Here is a 22,938-nt window from a genome sequence, read left to right as displayed (position 1 = left end):
CTGCTCCTTAGTAATTCATCGTGGTGTGAATGGCTTCGAACACTTTGGTTTCATCCGGCATGTATTCAGCCTCATGCGACAGCGGGTATGGCACATCCAGCCCGCAGACGCGACTGACCGGCGCTTCCAGATGCAAAAATGCTTGCTCCTGAACCGTGGCGGCGATTTCGGCGCCAAAGCCACTGGTCAGCGGGGCTTCGTGGGTGACGACCAGGCGGCCGGTTTTCTTCACCGAGGCAATTACGGTATCGACATCCCAGGGCAGAATGGTGCGCAAGTCGATCACTTCACACTCGATGCCTTCTTTGGCAGCGCGTTCAGCCGCTTTGCTGGCGACTTCCATTTGCGCACCCCAAGCCAACACGGTGCAATCGCGCCCTTCGCGCACGATTTCGGCGACGCCAATGGGCAGTTCATAATCTTCTTCAGGAACATTGCCCACCGAGGCACGATAGAGCCGCTTTGGCTCAAAAAAGAGCACCGGGTTATCGTCGCGAATCGAGGCCAGCAACAGACCTTTGGCCTGGTGCGGGTTGCGCGGAACCACAACCTTGAGGCCGGGCGTGTGCGCAAAATAGGCTTCCGGGCTTTGCGAGTGATAATGACCGCCGCGTATGCCACCACCGTAAGGCGTACGAATGGTCAGGCCGCCCACATTAAATTCGTTACCACTGCGATACCGAAACTTGGCCGTCTCATTCACAATTTGGTCGAACGCGGGAAAAATGTAATCGCTGAACTGGATTTCAGCCACGGCTTTATGCCCTTGCGAGGCAAGGCCATTGGCAAACCCGATGATGCCTTGCTCCGTCAGCGGAGTGTTGAAACACCGGGCCCGGCCAAAGCTTTCCTGCAGATTACTGGTTGCCCGGAAGACGCCCCCGAAATGCCCTACGTCTTCACCAAAGCAGACGACTTTGTCGTCTTGTTTCATGGCGGTGATCAGGGCGTTGTTAATCGCTTGCAACAGGTTCATCTGACTCATGCGTCCAACCTCCCGGATGTTTTCGGATACTGCTCTGGATACTTGCGCATGTGTGCTTTCAGCTGTTTCAGTTGCTGGCGCAGGTGCGGCGTCGGTTCGTCGTAAACATCGGTGATCAGATGATCGATGGTCGGCACCGGCCGCTTCTCGGCCGCTTTCATCGCCGCCAGAATATTCGCCCGGTGTTCTGCGTAGAGGGTTTTTTCCTGCTCATCACTCCACCAGTCTTTTTGGGTCAGCCAGTGTTTGTAACGCAAGATTGGATCTTTCTTGGCCCACTGGGCTTCTTCGTCTTTGGAGCGATAGCCGGTTGGGTCATCGGAGGTCGAATGTGCCCCCAGCCGATAGGACATCGCTTCGATCAACACGGGTGCATTATGCTCCAGCGCGTAAGCCCGAGCCGCCGCCGTGGCCGCGTAAACCGCCAGCAAATCGTTACCATCGACACGCAGTGTCGCAATACCATAGCCAATACCGCGCGAGGCAACGCCGTCGCCACTGAACTGTTCGGCAGAGGGTGTGGAAATCGCATAGCCATTGTTGCGGCATAAAAAGATGGTCGGGCATTTCAACACGGCGGCCATGTTCAAGCCGGCGTGGAAGTCACCTTCACTGGCGGCGCCTTCGCCAAAATAGCAGATAGTACAGGCGTCGAGCCCATCCAGTTTTTGACCATAGGCATAACCGGCGGCCTGCGGAATCTGGGTGCCCAGCGGCGATGAAATGGTGTTGTAATTGAGCGCTTTGCTGCCGTAATGAATCGGCATCTGACGGCCCTTGCCCAGATCGCGGTCGTTGGAAAAACACTGATCCATAAACTGGTCGACGGTAAAGCCGCGGTGGCGCAACGCCCCCTGCTCCCGATACTGCGCAAAGATCATATCCTGAGGCTTCAGAGCACCGGCACTGCCAACGCTCGCCGCCTCTTCGCCCAAAGAGGCCAGATAAAACGGAATTCGACCCTGACGCTGCGCACCGACCATGCGTTCATCCAGTACACGGATAAACACCAGATCGTCATACAGTTTTAACGCCATCTCTTTGTCGAATTCAGGTTCCTGCGCGCCTTTGTACAGCGTACCGTCCTGCTTCAACACTTTAAATGTGGGGATATCGAGGGCATCACCCAGCACAAAGCCCGGCTTATGGATGCTTTTACTCATAGGACCCGTTCCTGTTCTTGTTAATCGTTCAGACCGCCTTTTGGGCGCTCCCGGTTCAAATCATTCTTGGCCCCGGAGGATCACCCCGGTCCCTGTTAGCTTAGGGGCTAATCGTTTAGTTGGCAGCCACCGCTGTGTTTCTGCCGCGGGTCACCCTGTTGGGCTGGGTTTACGGTTGTGGCTTTGGGCCGCGATGGGCGCCGGGTACAGCCTTGGCGGGTCGCTGTAAATACGTCCGTGTAAGCTCGGCGGTCACCATCCATGGTGACCGACGCCCCGCCAAGGCTGCACCCGACACCCATCGCTGGTCTGAGGTGGTTAATCCCAACACCAATTCTGAATCGCAAATTATCTTCATCAGTGCGCTCAGTTTGGCACTACTGATCGTTCCTTTTCATACTTGCAACCATGGAAAGCGCAAGGGAGTGTCGGGTATACCTTTTATGGGCCGTTAGACCGCATGGATGCGGTCTCCGAGCCCCCATGGACGGGTTTACGGCGTGCCCTTAAAAGGTATACCCGACACTCCCCACCCAACCTCCCAGGCAGCTATACAACTTGCCAAAGAACTCAACTCATAGCCTGGTTAACCTTGGAGGGCACCGGCTTGCCCAGCTTTTCGAATAACCACCTGCCCGTCGCCGCCAGTTCCTTAAGGTCAACACCGGTGTCGAAGCCTTCGTTTTCAAGGAGGTAGACCACTTCTTCGGTGGCGACATTGCCGCTGGCTCCGGGGGCATAGGGGCAGCCGCCGGCACCGCCGACACTGCTGTCGAAGGTTCGGATGCCCAAGTCCAGACCGGCCATGATGTTAGCGGCAGCCATGCCGTAAGTATCGTGGCAGTGCAGGGCCAGTTGATCCGCATCGTGTTCGGCGAGCAACGCCGACAATACGGCTTTTATCTGGCGGGGTGTGCCGCGGCCGATGGTGTCGCCCAGGCTTACCTCATAGCAGCCCATGTCGAACAAAGCGCGTACGACCGGGAGTACCTGAGCCGGGGTGATTTCGCCCTCGTAGGGGCAGGCGACCAGGCAACTGACGTAACCGCGTACTCGAACGTCTGCCGCCAACGCCTGTTCAGCGACCGGCCTGAACCGCTCAAGGCTTTCTTTGATTGAACAGTTTATATTCTTTTGGCTGAAGGTTTCGCTGGCGGCACCGAAGATCGCGATGTCTCTGGCACCGCAGGCCTGCGCTGCTTCCCAGCCTTTCAGGTTGGGGACCAGTACCGGGTAGCGCTCGACATCATTGAGGTCGAGCCCGGCCAATACCTGGTCTGTACCCGTCATCTGCGGCACCCACTTGGGTGAGACAAAACTGCCAGCCTCCACCGTTGTCAGGCCCGCATCGACCAATTTCCGGATCAGGGTCAGCCGGTCTGCAACCGATAACGGCGTCGCTTCGTTTTGCAGGCCATCGCGTGGGCCCACTTCCACCAGATTTACGGCTGGACGACTCATGCGGCATCCTCCTCGTCGGCTTCCACCACAAAAACGACCTGACCATCGTCGACCCGGTCACCCACTGAGAGCGAGCACTGCACCAGAGTGCCATCTGTGGGTGCCGTCAGAGTGGTTTCCATTTTCATGGCTTCCATCGACAGTATTTTATCGCCACGCTTCACCCGGGTACCGGTGGTTTGATGAATCGCCGTCACCGTACCCGGCATCAGCGCTTTCACCAGGCCATCGCCGCCCGCGCCATCCTCATGGGCGGCCTCGGCCTGCCACCAGAGCTGAAGCCATCGGCTGTGACCATCGTCAACTTCGATTCCACCAGCCTGTGGCCAGGCATCCAACTGGCGGCGACGCTGACCGGCGCGGCCGTGTACCCGATAATGCCCGGCACCCAACGATTCGACGGTGACGTCACTGAGCGTCAGCGTCTCGGTTCCACAATGCGCTTGCCAGACGCCTTGGTGCTCAGTGACCACACATTGCTCCGTCTCGCTGCGGTTATACAGCCAACGCCGTTGTTGAAACCGTCGCCAGCCCGAGAGTTTCTGCCAGGGGTCTGCATGGCCCGAGTCCAGCGTGTGTTGAATTGCGCTGGCCGCCAGGGCAGACCAGCAAGCGGGTTGCTCCGCCCGGGTTTCCCACTGATCGCGATGCGTCTCGATCCAGTGGGTGTGAATAGTGAACTCGGCCAGATCGGGCGCGGCGCAGAGTCGGCGCAGAAAGTTCAGGTTGGTGGTGAGGCCAGCCAGCCGGGTATCGGCCAGCGCCCGGTTCAACCTGGCCAGCGCTTCGCGTCGGTCAGCGCCGTGCACGATCAGCTTGGCCAGCATCGGGTCATAGAAGGGCGAGATTTCACTGCCGCTTTCCACACCGGTGTCGACTCGCACGCCTGGCCCTTGTGGCCATACCACCTGACTCAGCATGCCCGTTGTCGGGCGGAAGTCCTGTTCCGGGTCTTCGGCGTAGAGTCGCACTTCAAAGGCATGACCGACAGGCTCAGCCGGGCGCTCTGCCGGTAAAGACTCACCTTCGGCAACGCGCAGCTGCAACGCGACCAGATCAAGCCCGGTAATGCATTCGGTAACCGGGTGTTCGACTTGCAGCCGGGTATTCATTTCCAGAAAGAAAAAGTCGCCGCTGGCATCAACAATGTATTCCACGGTACCGGCGCCCACATACCCAATGCTGGCTGCTGCGATCTCTGCAGCCTTCCACATGGCCGTGCGGGTGTCGTCATCAAGCGCGGGCGCAGGTGCTTCTTCGACCACTTTCTGGTGGCGCCGCTGCAGCGAACAATCGCGTTCAAACAGAGACCACACAGCCCCATGCTGGTCGGCCATGACCTGCACTTCCACATGCCGCGGGTTAACCAGATAACGCTCCAGCAACAAGCGGTCATCACCAAAGGCATTGCGTGCTTCACGGCGGGCACTGGCCAGGGCATCAGCCACCTGATCGAGGCGTTCAACCACGCGCATGCCCTTGCCACCGCCCCCGGCCGAGGCTTTGACCAACAACGGGAAACCGATGGTTTCGGCTTCGGCCAGCAGGCGCTCATCGCTCTGATCATCGCCATGGTAACCGGGGATCATGGGTACCCCGCGTGGTTCCAGTGTTTGCTTGGCGGCGGCTTTTGAGGCCATGGATCGCATCGCCTCTGGCGGTGGACCCACCCAGATAAAACCGGCGTCGATCACGGCTTCTGCAAAGTTGGCATCTTCCGATAAAAAGCCATAGCCCGGGTGCAGTGCATCGGCTCCGGTATCTCGCATCGCAGCCAGCAAGGCATCGCGATTCAAGTAGCTTTGGCTTGCCGTGGCGCCGCCCAGGCAAATCGCCTGATCGGCCTCGCGCACGTGCAAGGCGTTGTGATCGGCCTCGGAATAGACGGCGACGGTTTCTATGCCCAGGGCGCGAGCGCTGCGTTGTATGCGGCGGGCAATTTCACCCCTGTTGGCAATCAATAATCGGTGTATGCGTTTCATGAGGGTTCTATCCAGTTTGGATTACGCTTGTCGAGAAAGGCGGTGAGCCCTTCCTGACCTTCAGCACCAACGCGCTGTCGCCCGATGCGCTCGGCCAGTTCGTCCATCAGCCAATCATCTACCGGGCGCTGGGCAACGTCTTTGACCAGAGTCTTCGCCATCGCCTGCGCTTCGGGGCCACCGGCGGTCAAGTCACTCAGCAGTCGACTTAGCTCTGCGGCCAGATCTTCTTCATCAATCACTTCGTGCACCAGCCCCATCGCACTCGCTTGCTGCGCGGTAAACCGTTCGCCGGTCTGAAAATAACGACGCGCCTGGCGGGCACCCATGGCTCTGACCACGAAGGGCGAAATCGTTGCTGGTGTGAGGCCGAGTCGCACTTCACTTAACGCAAAAAAGGCGTTCTTGGTCGCCAGCACAATGTCGCAACAGGCGAGCAAACCCACACCGCCCCCCATGGCCGCTCCCTGGGTAACGCCCACCAGGGGTTTGCTGCAGGTATCGAGTGTTTGCATCAGGGTGGCGAGTTTGCGGGCATCGTCCCGGTTCTCGGTTTCGGTGCGGTCTTTCATGGCCCGCATCCAGTTCAAATCCGCCCCGGCACTGAAGTGTTTGCCTTCGGCCTGCAATACCAGCACACGCACCGACGAATCTGCATCCAGCGTTTTTACCTGGTGAGTCAGTTCAGCAATCAGTTCCGCGCCGAAGGCATTACGAACCTCGGGCCGGTTCAATGTCAGGTAGGCAATGACGCCTTCCTGTCGAACAGTTAATGCCTGCATAACGACTCCTGTTTCATCCTTCGGGGTTCAGAGTTGGCTAATAGCTGAGTGCCAGATGCCGGGTGTGCCTATCCGGGGAAGTCCGCAACATGGATGTTGCGGTCTAGGCCCCATGGAAGGGTTCACGCCGACCCCGGAGAGGCACACCCGGCGTCTGGCACGGACTCCTGGTACATCACCAATTGAAACTCCAAAACTCGCGTCAGTTACATCCTGAACACGCCATAGCGTGTCGGTTCACTCGGTGCGTTGCGACTGGCCGACAGCGCCAGGGCGAGAACAGCCCGGGTGTCAGCCGGATCGATAATCCCGTCGTCCCAGAGGCGACCAGTTGCGTAATAGGGGTCGCCCTGGGTGTCGTATTGCGCCTGAATCGGGGCTTTGAAATCAGCCAATTCTGCTTCGCTCATCGGCTCACCCGCTGCCGCTTTCTGATCGGCTTTTACGGTGGCCAGAACGTTGGCCGCCTGCTCACCGCCCATGACCGAAATGCGCGCATTGGGCCAGGTCCACAGGAATCTCGGGTCGTAGGCACGACCACACATGCCGTAGTTGCCGGCGCCAAAACTGCCGCCAGTGATGATGGTGTATTTGGGAACTTTAGCGCAGGCCACTGCGGTGACCAGTTTGGCTCCGTCTTTGGCAATGCCGCCGTTTTCGTATTTTTTGCCGACCATAAATCCACTGATATTCTGCAGAAACACCAGTGGAATATCGCGCTGATTACACAGTTCAATAAAATGCGCACCCTTCAGCGCAGACTCGGAAAACAGAATGCCGTTGTTGGCGAGAATGCCAACCGGCTGGCCTTCAATGTGGGCAAAGCCACAGACCAGGGTTGTGCCATACAGCGCTTTGAATTCATCGAGACGGGAACCATCAACAATGCGGGCAATGAGTTCGCGGGCATCAATCGGCGTGCGGGTATCGTCGGGAATCAGGCCGTACAGTTCATCGGCCGGGTAGGCCGGTGGCTCGGCCGGTTGCAAACCGCGCTCGGGTTTGTCGGGCCAGTTAAAATGGCGCACGGCTTGACGCGCCTGCACCAGTGCGTGATCGTCGTTGTCGGCCAAATAATCCGCCACGCCACTGGTGCGCGCATGCACATCGCCACCACCCAGATCTTCAGCCGAGACTTCTTCGCCCGTGGCGGCTTTCACCAGCGGCGGGCCGCCCAGAAAAATCGTGCCCTGATTGCGCACGATGATGCTTTGATCACACATGGCAGGCACATAAGCACCCCCCGCAGTGCACGACCCCATTACCACGGCCAGTTGGGGGATACCCTGGGCTGACAGATTGGCCTGATTAAAAAAGATACGGCCGAAATGTTCGCGATCCGGAAACACTTCATCCTGCAGTGGCAAGTAAGCACCGCCACTGTCGACGAGATAAATACACGGCAAACGGTTTTCAGCGGCGATGGCCTGGGCCCGCAAATGTTTCTTAACCGTCATCGGGTAATAGGTGCCACCTTTTACGGTAGCGTCGTTGGCGACGATCAGGCAATCGATGCCTTCCACCCGGCCAATCCCGGCGATCACACCGGCGCTGGGCACGGCGTTGTCGTATAAACCCCAGGCGGCCAGTGGCGCAATTTCCAGAAAGGGAGAGCCGGCATCCAGCAAGCGCTCAATGCGCTCACGCGGCAGGCGCTTGCCGCGGGCCAGGTGTTTGCCGCGTGGCCCTTCGCCACCGCCCAGTTCAACCTGATGCAGGCGTTTCTGCAACTGATCGCGCAGGTCGCGGTTCGCCCGATCCTGTCGTTGAAACTGTTCGCCGCGCACGTCAATGCGCGATTGAATCCGACTCATGCGCCACGCTCCTCTATGGATCGAACAATGATTAGGTTTTGAATGTCGCTGGTGCCTTCGTAAATTTTGGTCACTCTCACATCCCGGGCGATTTGCTCCAATGGGAAGTCACTCAGGTAACCATAGCCGCCCAGTGTTTGCAGCGCATCGGAGCAGACTTTTTCGGCCATCTCACTGGCAAACACCTTGGCCATCGCGGCTTCGCGCAAGCAGGGCAGCCCGGCATCTTTCAAACGCGCGGCGTGCCACACCAGTTGCCGCGCTGCTTCGATCTGCGTTGCCATGTTCGCCAGTCGAAAACTCACGGCCTGAAAGGTCATCAGCGGTTCGCCAAAACTGGTTCGTTCGCGCGCATAGGCACAGGCGACTTCATGCGCGGCCTGGGCCATGCCCACACACTGGGCCGCAATGCCAATGCGACCGCCTTCAAGATTCCCCAGTGCAATCGAGTAGCCCTGACCTTCGTTGCCCAAAAGCGCATCGTCGGGCAATGCCAGATCATTAAAGGTCAATTGCGCGGTATCCGACGCTCGCTGACCCATTTTTTCTTCAACCCGACTGACTTCATAGCCGGGCAAATCAGTTGGCACCAGAAACGCACTGATGCCTTTCTTACCAGCTTCCGGATCGGTCACGGCAAACACGATGGCGAGGTCGGCAATCGCGCCATTGGTAATAAACTGTTTGGATCCGTTCAACACCCAACCGGAGTCTGTTTTAATCGCCCGGGTTTTCAATGCGGCGGCATCCGACCCGGCTTGCGGTTCGGTCAGACAAAACGCACCCAGTTTTTCACCACTGGCCAGTGGCACCAGCCAGTCGTTTTTCTGTTGCTCTGAGCCATAGCCAAGCAAGGGCCCACACACCACTGAGTTCATAACCGAGGTAATGGTCGACAAGGCGCCGTCGCCCTTCGCAATTTCTTCAACCACCAGCGCCAACGTAAGATAACCTGCGTCAACACCCCCCAAGGCTTCAGGGACGGTCAGCCCATAAAAACCCTGCTGACCCATCTCCCGGATCACCTCAACCGGATGCTCACCACTCTTATCCCAGACAGCCGAATTGGGTTTCAGCCGCTCACGGGCAAAGGCCCGCGCCGCATCGCGCATCATGATCTGGGTATCGCTTAAACCAAAGTCAGTGTGTGCTGTCATGTTAGTGCCTGTCGTTTTTATTCTGGTTGCTTGGTTGGGCTTACTTTCGGTACCAAGCGTTTGTGACCGTGGCTGGTCAGTCCTGGTACGGTGCCAGTCGTTCGTGCAGGGCGCCAGGTAGGCCTTTCAGGGGTCGGCGTGAACCCGTCCATGGGGCCTAGATCGCAACATCCATGTTGCGAACTACCCCGGAAAGGCCTACCCGACACCCTGCACTTGCTGATCGGCTTCATATACTTTGTCCAACCCGTTGTTTCGACTACTCAGCCCCCTGACAGCATTTGTAAGTTGGCTTAATTCAACTCCCGCGCTAGGAACTCTTCTGTTCTTGGGCGTGGTTAATGCAACCAACGCAGACCAGCTCAGGAGGTCGGGTGCGGTGCTGGCGGGGCGTCGAGAGCCATGGATGGCTCTCGCCGAGCTTACACGGATGTACTTGCAGCGACCCGCCAGGGCCGCACCCGACCTCCTGAGCGACTTCTGCCAAAGTACAATGAGAAGCCACCCGTTCAACCACCAAGCCAACTCACACCACCAAACCTCACCGGGTTTCGTTGAACAGCTCGCGGCCAATGAGCATCCGGCGAATCTCGCTGGTGCCGGCGCCGATTTCGTAGAGTTTGGCGTCGCGCAGCAAGCGACCGGTTGGGTACTCGTTGATGTAGCCGTTGCCGCCGAGCACCTGGATGGCATCGAGGGCAGCCTGTGTTGCGTTTTCGGCGGCGTAGAGGATGGCACCGGCGGCGTCTTTGCGGGTGGTTTCGCCACGGTCGCACGCCGCTCCGACTGCGTAGACGTAGGCGCGGCAAGCGTTCAGGCGGGTGTACATGTCGGCGACTTTGCCTTGCACCAGTTGGAATTCACCGATGGGTTGCCCGAACTGTTCGCGCTCATGTACGTAGGGCAGCACAACGTCCAGACACGCCTGCATGATGCCGACAGGGCCTGCCGCCAGAACGGCACGTTCGTAGTCGAGGCCGCTCATCAGGATTTTTACGCCGTCGCCTTCGGCACCCATGACGTTTTCGACCGGGACCTTGCAGTCGACGAAGACCAGTTCACAGGTGTTGCTGCCGCGCATGCCGAGTTTGTCGAGCTTTTGGGCGGTGCTGAAACCGGGGAAGTCTTTTTCGATCAGAAAGGCGGTGATGCCGCGTTTGCCACCGGCCGGGTCGGTCTTCGCATAGACCACCAGTACGTCGGCATCGGGGCCGTTGGTGATCCACATCTTGTTGCCGTTGAGCAGGTAATGATCGCCCTTGTGCTCGGCTTTGAGCTTCATGCTGACCACATCGGAACCGGCGCCGGGTTCGCTCATGGCCAGGGCACCGACATGCTCACCGCTGATCAGCTTGGGCAGGTATTTCGCTTGTTGCCCGGCATTGCCATTGCGACGAATCTGGTTAACGCAGAGATTGGAATGGGCGCCATAGCTCAAGCCCACCGAGGCGGACGCCCGGCTGATCTCTTCCATCGCCACCATGTGCGCCAGGTAGCCCATACCGGTGCCACCGAGTTCTTCATCGACGGTAATGCCCAGCAAGCCCAGGTCACCGAACTTTTGCCATAGGTCGGCCGGGAAGAGGTTGTCGTGGTCGATCGCCGCCGCGCGCGGGGCGATTTCCTTTTGCGCGAAATCACGGACGGTGTCGCGCAGCATGTCGAGGGTCTCGCCCAGGCCAAAGTTTAAAGCGGGGTAACTGTTCATAGCGGGTCTGCCGTCCTGTTGGATTTCTTGTATTTGGAATTATCGTCACTGGATCAGTCCCTGCAGGCTAATTAACGTTGACGTTAACGTCAACTTAGACGCAAACGAAGGACAGTCAAGAGATGTTGACGCTTCACGGCAACCGCTGGCCGGACCAGGGCCTGTAAAAGATCGGTCAGACAGGCTGCCCAGTGCGAAAGCAATCGGGTATTGTAGCGCCGACACGATTAACCACGGGTTCTCTGATGAAACACATTCTAGTACTGCTGACCGCACTCACACTGGCGGCTTGTTCTTCCAACGCCGTGAAAGCCCCATACGCTGGCGAGAACGAAGGGCTCGTCATATTTGCCGCAGACATCGAAGTGCGTGGCGACACTGAGCTGGAGTACGACTTCATGTTCACCGTTGAAAACCTGGCCAGTGGCGAACAGCAGCGGGTGCGCATGCCAGTTGAGGAAAACAGGACCTATGCGGTCATGGGTCGTTTGGCACCGGGCGAATATCAGTTCGTGAAGCGCGAAGACGTTCGTCGTGATGGTCGGGGCATTCGCCTGTTCGATATCGACGGCGAATTCAGTGTTGAAGCGGGCCATGTCACTCTGCCCAAGCAGGTCATGGTTGAGAAGAAGTTGTTTACTCGCAAAGTGGAGATCACTGATCTGGACAGCGATGCGGCAGAAGTGCTTTTTCTAACCGACATTCTGACCGACGATACCTACGAAGGCTGGTCGTTGTTGCGCCCGGCCGAGTAACGGCTGCGCCATCCGGGCTACTGATCCCCAACGCGCCGGTCTATCACCATGCCCCGGCGCTGGCATTCGCTGATCAGCAAGTCGGCATCCCATGGATTCAGAAACTCAGCGAATGCCTGCTGATCGTCGCGGTAGGCGAGTGCCAACCGCGGTGACCCCAGCGGGTGTTTCGGGGGTGATATTACCAACCGGGTGTAACGTCTTGGTCCCTGCCAGTGGCGCTGGCGGCGATAAACACCCTGCTCCAGCCGAACCTGATCCTCTTCGAACCAGAGCACCTCCTGCTGCTGGCACCGCCAGGCGGTGATGATCAGGCCCGCAGCAACCGCCAACCATTCCAGACCGGCAAACGGCAACACGACCCAGGCACCGATCCAGACCATGCCGATCACGATCAGGGTCGAAACGGCCAGCAGAGCGCCCAGCACTTTCATGGTGCCTTGCCAGCTCATCGAGCGGTTAGGCTGGAGGACCAGGTAGAGGCCCTTGTCTGACTGATTGACGATGACCAAGCGGTATCCCACTCCTCTTTAACGCACTACAAGATCGGCCAGGCACAGATCAGTTTGCTGACCGCTGTTATCAGAATCGGCCATTAACCCGATGGCGTCAAAATGGTCGGGCCGGTCACCAAAGGCCACCTCCCAGTCATCCAGAATGCCTCGTTCGATGCTCTGCCAATTGCCCGACTCGCCGTTGCTGACCACCCACATGTGGAACTGGCCGGTAAAAGGGTTTGGCCAGTGCGTATCAACGGGCAGTTCACTGGCATGCACGTAGGCCAAAACGCGCGAGCGCCAGAAGAACAGGGGGTGTTCAACGGCCACGTAAATACGACCGGCAAAGTCGTCACCGGGCTTTTCCTGCCGGGCTACCGAGCTGATGTCCTGTTCAGCCCGCCAACGCCAGCTCAGTTGCGTGTCGTCCTCGAGTTCGACTTCCTGCTCCCAAATCCGCGCCGAGGCGGTGCCGTCTGACATCATGCGCAAACATTGGTCACTGGCTTGCCATTCGAACCGGGACTCACCTTCGAAGCTGTGGTGTTCCCAACTGTCTATATCAGTCAGAGGTAGTGATTCAGCCGTCACTGCTCCGGTTATCAGCGTACCGAAGTAAAGAGCCAGCAAAAGTGTGACTCCGTGCCTTGGCTTAGCTGCTAGAGGGGGTATCATAAAAACGTTACTCCATATCATTTTGCGGGCTAACTCGCCAAAACAGGGTCACCATCTTGTCAATCTCACAGGTTATCGCTTCACAACGTTCTTCGCGCCGACTTTCAGCATCTGCCCTCACTCTAGCAGCGGCTTTTGTACTGGTCGCATGCCAAAGCGAAGATGAGGCTTCCGTGGCTGATATCGCCAATCGGCCCGCCGAAGCTGTGGTTGTCGAGAATGCCCCGGTGGACCCTGGCCAGTCGCTGACACCCGACGAGCAGTTACTGGAACCCCCAGAAGGGTCTGAAGTCGCTCCGATGTCAGTGGCACCGGGCGATGACCTGGCGTTTCAGGAGCTCTCTTGGGATGACCTGCTGCCCGCCGATTTTGACTTCAACACGCTGCGCGACCAGATCGATCTTGAAAGTTACGAGATCTACGACCTGACGGATGACGACCCTGAAGCCCAGCGCCTGTATTCCGACCTGCAATCGGTCATGGCCGATGTCCCTATGGTCGAGGCTCTTGATGGCGTCGAAGCCCGCATTCCCGGCTTCCTGGTGCCGCTGGAAATGGCGGCTGACGAGGTTCGTGAGTTCTTTCTGGTCCCCTATTACGGGGCCTGTATTCACTCACCGCCGCCGCCTGCTAACCAGATCGTGCACGTGGTGCTGGACGAACCCGTCGCGTTCGACAATATGTTCGAGCCCTACTGGGCCCGGGGCACGATCGACGTGATCTCGACCAATACCGATATCGGTACGGCCGGTTACCGGTTGAATGTGGCGTCTATTTCACCTTACGAATGAAGGCTGCCTGAATCGTCCAGGTTGAGTTCAAAGTCGAGGTTCAGTCGGCTGGCGAACGCATCGTCGTGAGTGACCACCACCAGGGTTCCCCGGTAGTCATTAAGCGCCTGTTCCAGCAGGTGCTTCGAATCGAGATCCAGATGATTATCCGGCTCATCGAGCAACAACAGATCGACCGGGCTTTGGTGGCTAAGTAACGACAACAGCGCTACCTTCAAACGCTCGCCCCCACTGAGCGTCGACACCGGTTGCAGCGCCTGATCTGCGCGCAGACGAACGCTGGCCAACTGGGTTCGCAACTCGGATGCCGAACGCTCCGGTTGACCGCGCTGCAGGTTGTCCAACGCTGAAACCGCCGGATCGAGCGCTGAAAAATGCTGATCCAGATAGCGCACTGAGCCGCGAACGTCGGGCTCACCGGAAACCGGCTTCACCCACCCCACCAGACTCTTTAGCAACAGCGACTTGCCCCGCCCATTGGCGCCGGTCACTCGCCAGCGCTCGCCGCCGTGCACCGTCCAGGTGAGTGGTCGGTGAGTAACGAACGGTAAGGTCAGGTCAGCCAGATGCAGTTGTACCGCTCCGCTCACCTTGGGTTGCGTGATGGACAACCGCTGGGTGCGCAATTGCTCCAGTTCGGCCTGGGCCGACTGACGCTCATCACTGAGCGCATCACGTCGCTGCGTTTGCTGCTGGCTCAGGCGGGCCTGGGTTTGTTCCGACCGGTTCTTCCGTGCATCCAGTAACAGCTTGCCCTGCGATCCGGACCGTCGTTGCTGAACACCCTGCTGGCGACGACTGGCCGCTTTTTCGAGCGTCGCCTGCTGTTGCTGATGAAGCCGGCGTTGTTGACCGGTCACATGGTCAAGCTTGTGCTCCTGAGCGGCCAGTTGCGCATCACGCTGGGCCTGATAGAGCTCGTACCCACCACCGTATTCGACAAGGTGGCCATTGCGCAGCTCCAGAATTCGGTCAACGTCGTGCAATAAGGTCTGATCGTGGCTTGCTATCAGTGCGCCGCCCGGGTGTGCTGCCAGCGACTGCAACAACCAGTGACGGCCCGAACGGTCCAGATGGTTACTCGGCTCATCCAGCAACAGGCAATGATCGGTCTGCATAAACGCCCGGCACAGGGCCAGGCGAGTGCGTTGCCCGCCGCTCAGGGAGGCGACCGGTCGTGCCAGGTCCGGGTCCAGACCGGCACTGGCCAGTTGTTTTGTCCACTGTGCAGGCAGGTGCCACTGGTCGGCGACCTGTTCGAGGTCGGCAGGCGTCGCGAGCCCGTTTTCCAGCCGGGTAAAGGCGTCGAACAGATGAGCGACGCCCAGCGCTTCAGCCACCCGCGGGCCCGCCAGAGGATCCAGCTGGGTTTGATAATAAAACGGCACCGACCAGCTTACCTGGCCACTTGTCGGCACAGTCCGACCGGCCAATACGCTCAGCAGCGCCGATTTGCCATGGCCGTTGGGGCCCACCAGAGCGTTAAGCCCCAAAGGCAACGACACATTAAGATCTGACCACAGCGGTTCGCTGCCCCACTGCAAGGTCAGGTTATGGGTAAAGCAAAGATGATCGGACACAGACACCCTCCCGGGATACGGGACCGATGACGTGCGACGCGGACTGTCCGCTAAAGAGAATTGGGGTGCAGTAAAAAACCACCCCTATTACGCCACCTGTCCATCAATACAACATGTGCCAGACCGACTGAATACCTTTAACTGACGAGGTGTTCGTCGATGATTGGCTGCAACTCAATTTACGAGTTCATTCGTTGATGACAGGCTTACTTCATTGGCGTAGGGCTCGCTGTTTGGAAGGGGGTTGCTTCGAATCGAGTGACGCTGTGTTCACCCGATTCGCCAGTAAACTACGTCAGTCGACGTTTTATTTCAACCCAGGCGGGTCAGTTCCAGCGGTGTTACGCCGGGCAGAGACCAGACAAAATCGGACCCCATCAATGCTGAGGGCGTGGTGCTGCCAGAACCGGACACCCGATCTTCCAGCACCGCCGAGACAATCGCCAGCGGGGCCGTGATGGTCAGATCGTAGCCATTGGGCGTTTCAAACCGGCCCTCGACTTTTTTGCCCGATGCATTGCGGGCCTCGCCCCACAGATAGGTGCGACTTTTGGCGCGCTGCTCGGCGGTCGGCCCGGGTACGTTTTTCTCGATACGCCGCTTCATGAAGGACTGCACCCAGGGCTGACCCATCAGCCAGCGCATCGACTGCAGCCGTTTCATACGCTTCACGGTGCGATCGGCCACCGGCACGTAAACCACCACATTTTCCACGCCAATGCTGTGATAGGCCGTGCTGACATCGCCCCAGGGAATGCTCATCGCAGTACGTTCACCCTGCCCCATGTCCAGGCGGCGGGTTTTTAAGGGCGTTTCAACAATGCGCCCGTTGCTGCGAATACGGCTCAGGCCGGCCATGCCCTCCACAGAGGTTTTTGCCGTCCCCGGACTCATTGGGCCACCGGCTTTGAAGGCGAGGTCGAGTTCAGTCAAGTCCGGCAGCGCCTGTTTGAGTTGCGCGGCCAGACAATCGGTTGGCACCACATCGAACCCCACGCCCGGGCAAACGATGATGCCGGCCGTTTGGGCACGTTTCTGGATCTGAGCACTGTGTGCGTGTTCGAACACATCCATCTCGCCGGTGATGTCAAAATAATGCGCCTTACTGGCCAAACACCCTTCAAGCATGGGGGCACTGGTGGCGGAGAACGGACCGGCGCAATGCAGTACCAGACTCATGTCTTCCAGCTCGCGCTTCACGGCGGTGGCATCCGACAGATCAAACACCCTGAACCCGAGGTTCAATTCGTGGGCCAGTACACGCAGCTTATCTTCATTGCGTCCGGCCAGCATTGGAGCCATACCGCGGGCAACCGCTTCGCGTGCAATCAGTTCACCGCTGTACCCGTAAGCACCGTAGATCATCCAGTTCTGTTTCATGCATCACTCCCTATTGAGCCCGAACAAGGCGGGTTCATTCAGACAACAGCCTAGCGTATGCGGATGATGAATGAAGCGTTGAATCCCTAAATGATGGGGGTTTTTGAATTGTATTCAAGAATGACGGCATGACGGCCAGCATGAATGGCTCTGCATGCGTGCAGTGCTATGCCGACCCCAACCCGGCCAAAAACTGGCGACCAACGCCCGTTCCGTTACTGAACCACACATGTCAATCCAAACGGACGGCATAAACTTCAGACAATGGAATAACCCCTTTGCGGGCCAGCATCAGCGCATGCCGGGTCAGCGGAATCATACCGTCCAATATGGCTTGTTCTTCCAGTGCCTGGGCCGAGACACCGGGTTGAATGAGCGCGCGCAAAGCGGCAGAAACCGTCAATAATTCATAAACAGCCGCGCGACCTTTCACACCCGTATGGTGGCAATGATCACACCCCCGCCCTTTGTAAAAAACTTCCCGCGGATCTGCACCCAGCAGTGAACGAACCTCATCAGACACCGATTCCGGCTCTTTGCACTCCTGGCAATTCTTGCGCACCAGCCGCTGTGCCAAGACCCCCAATAGCGCCGCGTTGACCAGGTAGGGTTCGACGCCTATTTCCAACAGACGAGTCAGTGTTGTGGTGGCACTGTTGGTATGCAGCGTACTCAACACCAAATGACCGGTCAGCGAGCTTTCAACAGCCATTTTGGCCGTTTCCTGATCGCGCATTTCACCCACCATAATGATGTCCGGGTCGTGACGAAGGATATGGCGCAACGCCCGGGCAAAGGTGTAACCAATCTCGGCTTTGGTTTGAATCTGGGTCAGGCCATCGAGGTGATATTCCACCGGGTCCTCGACGGTGATGATATTCCGACGGGTGCGCATCAACTCGGTCAATGCGGTATACAGAGTGGTCGACTTGCCAGAACCGGTCGGTCCAGTCACCAGGAACATGCCCTGATTTCTGCTCAGCACATGATGCAGCCGGCTTTCATCGTTAGCCGAGTAGCCCAGAGATCCCAGGTCTTTGAGTGCAAAACTGGTATCGAGCAACCGAATCACCACACTCTCGCCGCGAATGGACGGTATGACCGACAATCGCAGGTCGATGGTTTTCCCGTGCTGCGTGGTTCGGTACCGACCATCCTGAGGCAGTCGATGCTCGGCAATGTTCATGTTACCCAACACCTTGATGTGACTCACCAGGCGCGGCATCAAGCGTTTATTCAGGCTGCGGATGGTCGTTAGCGTACCGTCGATGCGATACAGCAAATCCAGACGATCTTCGCGGGGCCGAAGATGAATGTCCGAGGCGCGCCGGGTCATAGCATCCGAAAGGAGGTTCTGCACCAGTTGGATAATAGGACCGTCTTTTTCGCGGTTTTTCGCGGATACATTGTGTTTGTGAGGCCCAGCCCCGTGTGTCTGTCCCTCGGCAGGCAGCTCTGCCAACGCCTCTTTTTCTTCGTTTTGATCGTAGTGTTCACTGATGGCCGTATGAATGGCGTCTTCTGTAGCAATGGCCAGTTCGACCGTCTTACCGACTCTAAAACGCAACAGATCAATCAGCTCAACATTGGTCGGGTCACTGGCTGCCAGGTAGAAGTGATCTTCATCTTCAAGCAGCGGAATAACAGCATGATCACGAGCAAATTGGGCAGGAACCCGGCTGATTACGGCCGGGTCTATATCAAATGTTTCCAGGTTGACCTGAGGCAGAACCAGTAACTGCGCCAGCGCCGACACAATATCGATGGGGCGAACCCAGCCCTTGTTGCTGAGAATGGCGCCGAGCCGTTCGCCCGGATGCTGCAGCTGCTCGGCCAAGGCGCTGGCCAGCTGCACGCGACTGATCACGCCCGCTGTAACCAGCACATCCCCCAGGTGATGATGGCTAAAATCACCGTGACGCAGCAGATTGAAAGCACCCAGTTCTTCCCGGGTATGAATGACTCGATTGGGCTCAAGATCCGGCCCGGACGTTTGGTAATGCACCGTTGACAACTGATAGGCTCCTATCCAGCGGGCTCTTGGTGATCGTTCATCATTACCACGATCACTTTATCGATTAGTTAAGCACAGTCTAATACATATCCGTCGAAGGAATGCACCGGTCAGGTCAATAAACCTGGCTTCAGTAACGTGTTCCATTAAACAGGCTCACACTAAAGATCGAAGATCCAGCGTGCCCGTCTCCAGTGGGAAGTCCGAACCGACTTCTTCTGCGCCAGCCCAGTAACGCAACAACTGTTGCAAGTGAGCTGGCAGAATGATCGAGGCACTGCTGTCGTTCGGGTCCGGGTTCAACGACAGGTCACTGTTGACACCGAGCGATTCAAACGACCCCGTTGTGCCGCCCACCGTATTCGTCGCAAACCCACCGTCGCGCATCAAAATGGCGCTGCCCAGTGGCCAGTGATCCTTACCTTCGCCATCGTTGTACCAGGGTGTACGCCCAAAATCAGACGCCACAACGAGGCGCAGCCTGCCAACCAGGTTGGTCCCATACTGCTGATCCATACGCGCCGCTTCCTCCCACAGATAGATCAGACCATCTGACAGTTGCGTCAGCGCCCGGCCCTGATCGGTATCGTGAGTCGCGTGGGTATCAAAACCCCACTGCACCAGATCGGCCGATACCGTCAGACCAGCGGCTGCCGATACCAGCGCTAGCTGAATTTGGCGTAACAGAGGGTGCCAGTTACCGTCGGCGTCGGTCACCGGTGCGAGTTCATCGGGCATGAATTCATTCAGCGCAGCGAGCTGGTCCCGGCCAGCCCGGCTGCTTTCCAGAAAGTGGGCCGCCTGGGTCAGGCGACGCGTCAGCGCGGTGCGGGCCTGAAGACGATCGAGCCGCGCCTGGCGCGCCTGTTCAATCAACGCCAGACTGTCGGTCCGGTGGAATTGGGTATCGATCCAGGTGGGGTGGAACCGGTTTGGGTCGATCAGGTCGCGCAGGGCGTTCGGGTCTTGCATCAGGGTGAACTGAGTCAGCCCTGCCGTTTCCCGATAGCCACCATTACTCAGAAACGCCAGGGGCAAGCCCTGACCATGCTGGGTGGCCGCCAATGCGGTCACCGCCGGATAACCGTCGGCAAAGCGGCCGCTGAAAGTATGGCGCACGCCAGCACTGTGGGCATTGGTTTGAGCATCGATGCCGTTTATGACCATCATCCGCTCGCCCAGGGTATCGAACAGCCGGGCGTTGTCAGCGAAGGGCGCGTAATCGAGCCCGCTGGCGGTCGTTTGCACAGAACCGCCCTGCTCTGCCCAGTGATTGATCCAGACCGTGTTGCCGGTATTGGGATCCACGCGGGTACCGCCCTTGGGGTCACACAGGCTGGTCACGTCCCAGCCACCTTCGGCAAATACGGTAAAATGAATCGGCCCTTCATAGCGGGTGGTTTCGGCTAGAGCCCGGCGGCCAAAGCCGGTCGCCATGGGCAGCAGGCCGGCGGCGATCATGGCTTTCAAAAGGTCGCGGCGATGCATGGCCTTACTCCGTCAGAAACTGAATGTCGGTAAGCAGATAAATCAGCACACCCACCCAGGGGCGCAGTGTCTGCTCGGGGTTGTAGTAGCTGCCCAGACTTTCCCGGGCAGTCTGCGGAGTCGACCAGTCGACGTTTGACCAATCAACGGCAATGGCAACGCTGTCATCCGGGTTAAGATCGCGTATACCGCAGTACTCTTCCTCTGCCGGAGCTGCGTCGTTCCAGAGCGCTGTCCATTCCAGGTAATTCTGCGGTTCATCCCAGCCCATGCGCTGGTCATACAGCGCTTTATATAACGACCAGGCTGCATCAATTTCCGCGTCGTCGGTTACCCCCCAGAGCCGCCATATCAGGGATCGCAGCGTGTCTCTAACCGCGGCTTCCCCGGCCTCTGTTCCCGGGTCGGTGGTGATGGTGACGCCGCTGAACAACGTTGGCGACACCCCCGGCCAGAACTCATTCAATACAATAGAGCAGGCCATTTCGTTGGCTAACCGCATTGAAACCGACGTCATCAGGCTGTTCAGTTCAGCAGGCCGCTCGGTGATGCCATCGGAATCGATACCGCCGTAAAACAGGTAGTAGTTTTCCAGCAACTGGGGGTCATTCTGCCAGTCGAGCTTCCAGGAATAACCGGTGGTGGCTGTGAACTTTCGATCCAGTTGTTCCGGTGTGAGCAAGCGGCCTACGCCCAGAGTATTCAGCGCGGCCTGACGACCGGCATCCAACGTTGAGAACGTCTCGGCCCTAAACAACGGCGACATCATCATCTCGACCAATAGGACTTTTAAATCGTAATCGGAATGACGGAAGCTTTGTGCCCAATCAGACATCAGGGCTTGCTCCGCTTGCCAGGCGACTCGCCGGTCGTCGTAATCGGCGTCGCCGGTCGCCAGTGGTTGCAGCAACGGATCACGCCCAAACACCCCCTGAAACCAGAACTTCACGGTACCCTCAGCAAACCGGGGGTCGGCGACGATGCGTTCGGCCAGCCAGGTGAGGCCATCGTCATGACCGTTGGCAGGGCCGTAGGGTGACAGGGTCGGCAGGGCTTCAGTGCCGAACCCCGGTGCCAGTTGACCGCGATACCAGCGATCACCCTCGACATAGTCTTCGGAATCAACGTAGGTCTGGGGCAGTGCGTCGTAACCGCGCCGGTCGAGATAATGGCCGTTGTTGCCCCAATTCTGGAAGGCCCCGGCGACCGGATCCATGATCGAATGACACCCGAAACAGCTGCTGCCGGGCGCGCCCGGATTGGTCACGCTTTGCAGCTCTTCCGGGTCCATGGCGCGCACGGCCAGGCGTTCAATGTCGACACCCAAAAAGAAATTGTAAGTCCAGCGCGCCCTTGCCCGGTTGCGATTGGTTTCGGTCGAGGGAAAGCGAAGCTGGAACACCGGCGAACTGAGAATGCCAGCACTGGGCAAGGTGTTCCGGCCGGTTCGGGCAGCCAGCGACACCCCCCAGTCGACCCGATAGCGACGAACCTGGCCAGGCCGCCAGTCGTCCGGGTCCATGGCATCGTAGGGCGCGACCCAGGTTTCACCGTCCAGAACCTCATACGTGAATGGGTTCATCATCCGGTAATCGGCCGTTAAGACGTCGGAATAGGGGCGATCAGTAGTGACTACGTGGCGAATCAGCTCCAGCGGTTCTTCAGCAATGGCCCGCTGAGTTTCCCGGAATATGACGCCCGCCGTTTGCTGCAGTGCGTTCGCCTCAACACATTCCGCTGAGCTGGGGTCTCCTGAAGACTCACAGGCCAGTCGCGCCTGATCCGACGCCTCAAATGCCACCGATGTCCGGTCGTACAAGCCCTCGTAGTAAGTACCACCCAGCGCCTCTTGTGCCTCGGTCATCCCGGTGAGGTATTTGCGGGTCAGCAAATGATCGTTCGCACTGGTTTTCAACCAGGCTTCAAACACCGGGCCGGCCATCAATTCACGCAAGGCAGAACGCAGCGCTGTGTCGTCTGCCCGCACCGCATCTGCGGCCGCCAAACCCGGCAGTTCGCCGGCCAGCAGCAATGAGGCTTTGCGCAAGGTTCGCGCCCGGTTGATCAGATTAACATCGTCATACCCCGACTCGCGGCTTTCTACCGTTTCATCGCCGGAGCACTGGGGTGCGTTAGCCCCAAACCGAAGCACGGCCTCGGCCAGCACCAAGGCGTCGTCACTGTCGGCATCGAAAAAGCCACCACCGCCGTGGTTCATTTGGTATTCCGTCGGTTTATGCACCAGACGGTCACCCGCCAGAGCGACATAGTCCCGTACCGCCGCCAAACTGTTCGTAGAACTGACCGGATCGAGTACCAGTCGCGCTCCCTGTGCTGGTGCCGAACCACCCGTTTGATGGCAGGCCGTGCATTGAGTGAGTACGGGCCAGACTGACTTCTCGAAAAAAGCTGAATCCGTCTGAGTGCAATTGACCTTTGCCGAGGCCAGAGGGTCCGGTTTATCCCGGACAGGTTCAAACCCCTGACTGCACCCAGCCAGCGTAGCCACAGCGATCGCCAAAATGAGAAAAAAACGCATACTCGAACCCCGGAAAGACTGACGTCATTATCCCCCAACCGCTGATCAATAAGTGTGCTAAACCCCACACTTTATGTAGGGAATTGCTGTCGCAACAAAGTGAATAGCCAGTATTGCGATGAACATTGGGTAGGCAACCGTCAATTCGACTGAATACGCTGGCGCTC

Annotated in this window: 17 protein-coding genes; 2 read left to right on the top strand and 15 right to left on the bottom strand. The window is 58.2% G+C overall.

The genetic code is table 11. The features are described from left to right. Positions 1 to 7: 7 nt before the first annotated feature. The 8 genes from G565_RS0109145 to G565_RS0109105 all read right to left on the bottom strand — a co-directional run bounded on the left by G565_RS0109145 (position 8) and on the right by G565_RS0109105 (position 11,052). A complete protein-coding gene (locus G565_RS0109145) occupies positions 8 to 985 on the bottom strand; it encodes an alpha-ketoacid dehydrogenase subunit beta (RefSeq protein ID WP_028670649.1) in 978 nt (325 codons plus the stop codon). Then, the gene (locus G565_RS0109140; protein WP_028670648.1) at positions 982 to 2,148 is read right to left on the bottom strand and encodes a thiamine pyrophosphate-dependent dehydrogenase E1 component subunit alpha; all 1,167 of its coding nucleotides are present in this window, start codon (positions 2,146 to 2,148) and stop codon (positions 982 to 984) included. Before G565_RS0109140 ends, G565_RS0109145 begins: the two co-directional genes overlap by 4 nt. Positions 2,149 to 2,718: 570 nt before the next feature. After that, positions 2,719 to 3,609: a hydroxymethylglutaryl-CoA lyase gene (locus G565_RS0109130; protein WP_028670646.1), complete on the bottom strand. Its 891-nt coding sequence runs from the start codon at positions 3,607 to 3,609 to the stop codon at positions 2,719 to 2,721. Then, positions 3,606 to 5,591, bottom strand: a complete 1,986-nt coding sequence (locus G565_RS0109125) for an acetyl/propionyl/methylcrotonyl-CoA carboxylase subunit alpha (RefSeq protein ID WP_037338489.1) — start codon at positions 5,589 to 5,591, stop codon at positions 3,606 to 3,608. The genes G565_RS0109130 and G565_RS0109125 overlap by 4 nt, the downstream gene beginning before the upstream one ends. Next, entirely contained in the window at positions 5,588 to 6,373 is a 786-nt protein-coding gene (locus tag G565_RS0109120) for an enoyl-CoA hydratase/isomerase family protein (protein WP_028670644.1), read from the bottom strand. Before G565_RS0109120 ends, G565_RS0109125 begins: the two co-directional genes overlap by 4 nt. A gap of 206 nt (positions 6,374 to 6,579) precedes the next feature. Then, a complete protein-coding gene (locus G565_RS0109115; protein WP_028670643.1) occupies positions 6,580 to 8,187 on the bottom strand; it encodes a carboxyl transferase domain-containing protein in 1,608 nt (535 codons plus the stop codon). Further along, the gene (locus G565_RS0109110) at positions 8,184 to 9,344 is read right to left on the bottom strand and encodes an acyl-CoA dehydrogenase family protein (protein ID WP_028670642.1); all 1,161 of its coding nucleotides are present in this window, start codon (positions 9,342 to 9,344) and stop codon (positions 8,184 to 8,186) included. Before G565_RS0109110 ends, G565_RS0109115 begins: the two co-directional genes overlap by 4 nt. Before the next feature lie 541 nt (positions 9,345 to 9,885). Then, positions 9,886 to 11,052 carry an isovaleryl-CoA dehydrogenase gene (locus tag G565_RS0109105; protein WP_028670641.1) on the bottom strand — a complete coding sequence of 389 codons (1,167 nt, stop codon included), beginning with the start codon at positions 11,050 to 11,052 and terminating at the stop codon, positions 9,886 to 9,888. Between the two features lie 245 nt (positions 11,053 to 11,297). Between G565_RS0109105 and G565_RS0109100 the strand changes: the two genes are divergently transcribed. Beyond that, entirely contained in the window at positions 11,298 to 11,807 is a 510-nt protein-coding gene (locus G565_RS0109100) for a hypothetical protein (protein ID WP_028670640.1), read from the top strand. A gap of 17 nt (positions 11,808 to 11,824) precedes the next feature. On the opposite strand, the gene G565_RS0109095 is transcribed toward G565_RS0109100, so the two are convergent. Beyond that, positions 11,825 to 12,319 (bottom strand): DUF2244 domain-containing protein, encoded by a 495-nt coding sequence (locus tag G565_RS0109095; protein WP_051207679.1) that lies wholly within the window; start codon positions 12,317 to 12,319, stop codon positions 11,825 to 11,827. An 18-nt stretch (positions 12,320 to 12,337) separates the two neighbouring features. After that, positions 12,338 to 12,934, bottom strand: a complete 597-nt coding sequence (locus G565_RS0109090; protein WP_028670638.1) for a DUF3047 domain-containing protein — start codon at positions 12,932 to 12,934, stop codon at positions 12,338 to 12,340. Between the two features lie 218 nt (positions 12,935 to 13,152). Here G565_RS0109090 and G565_RS23615 point away from each other — a divergent pair, with 218 nt between their 5' ends. Continuing rightward, entirely contained in the window at positions 13,153 to 13,770 is a 618-nt protein-coding gene (locus G565_RS23615) for a DUF3299 domain-containing protein (protein ID WP_051207677.1), read from the top strand. On the opposite strand, the gene G565_RS0109080 is transcribed toward G565_RS23615, so the two are convergent. From G565_RS0109080 to G565_RS0109060, 5 genes are all read right to left on the bottom strand, one after another. Next, complete coding sequence (locus tag G565_RS0109080; RefSeq protein WP_051207675.1) at positions 13,761 to 15,350, bottom strand: ATP-binding cassette domain-containing protein; 1,590 nt, start codon at positions 15,348 to 15,350, stop codon at positions 13,761 to 13,763. The genes G565_RS23615 and G565_RS0109080 overlap by 10 nt on opposite strands. A 312-nt stretch (positions 15,351 to 15,662) precedes the next feature. Then, a complete protein-coding gene (locus G565_RS0109075; RefSeq protein WP_028670636.1) occupies positions 15,663 to 16,730 on the bottom strand; it encodes a saccharopine dehydrogenase family protein in 1,068 nt (355 codons plus the stop codon). A gap of 232 nt (positions 16,731 to 16,962) precedes the next feature. Then, positions 16,963 to 18,735 carry a GspE/PulE family protein gene (locus tag G565_RS0109070; protein ID WP_245584160.1) on the bottom strand — a complete coding sequence of 591 codons (1,773 nt, stop codon included), beginning with the start codon at positions 18,733 to 18,735 and terminating at the stop codon, positions 16,963 to 16,965. Positions 18,736 to 18,900: 165 nt separating this feature from the next. Beyond that, positions 18,901 to 20,232 carry a DUF1501 domain-containing protein gene (locus G565_RS0109065; RefSeq protein ID WP_028670634.1) on the bottom strand — a complete coding sequence of 444 codons (1,332 nt, stop codon included), beginning with the start codon at positions 20,230 to 20,232 and terminating at the stop codon, positions 18,901 to 18,903. Between the two features lie 4 nt (positions 20,233 to 20,236). Next, positions 20,237 to 22,771: a hypothetical protein gene (locus G565_RS0109060; RefSeq protein ID WP_028670633.1), complete on the bottom strand. Its 2,535-nt coding sequence runs from the start codon at positions 22,769 to 22,771 to the stop codon at positions 20,237 to 20,239. Positions 22,772 to 22,938: the final 167 nt, after the last annotated feature.

The sequence above is a fragment of the Saccharospirillum impatiens DSM 12546 genome (assembly GCF_000423605.1).
GTDB lineage: Bacteria > Pseudomonadota > Gammaproteobacteria > Pseudomonadales > Natronospirillaceae > Saccharospirillum > Saccharospirillum impatiens.
The sequence above is the reverse complement of the archived record's forward strand: the minus strand, read 5'-3'. Positions and strand labels throughout refer to the sequence as shown.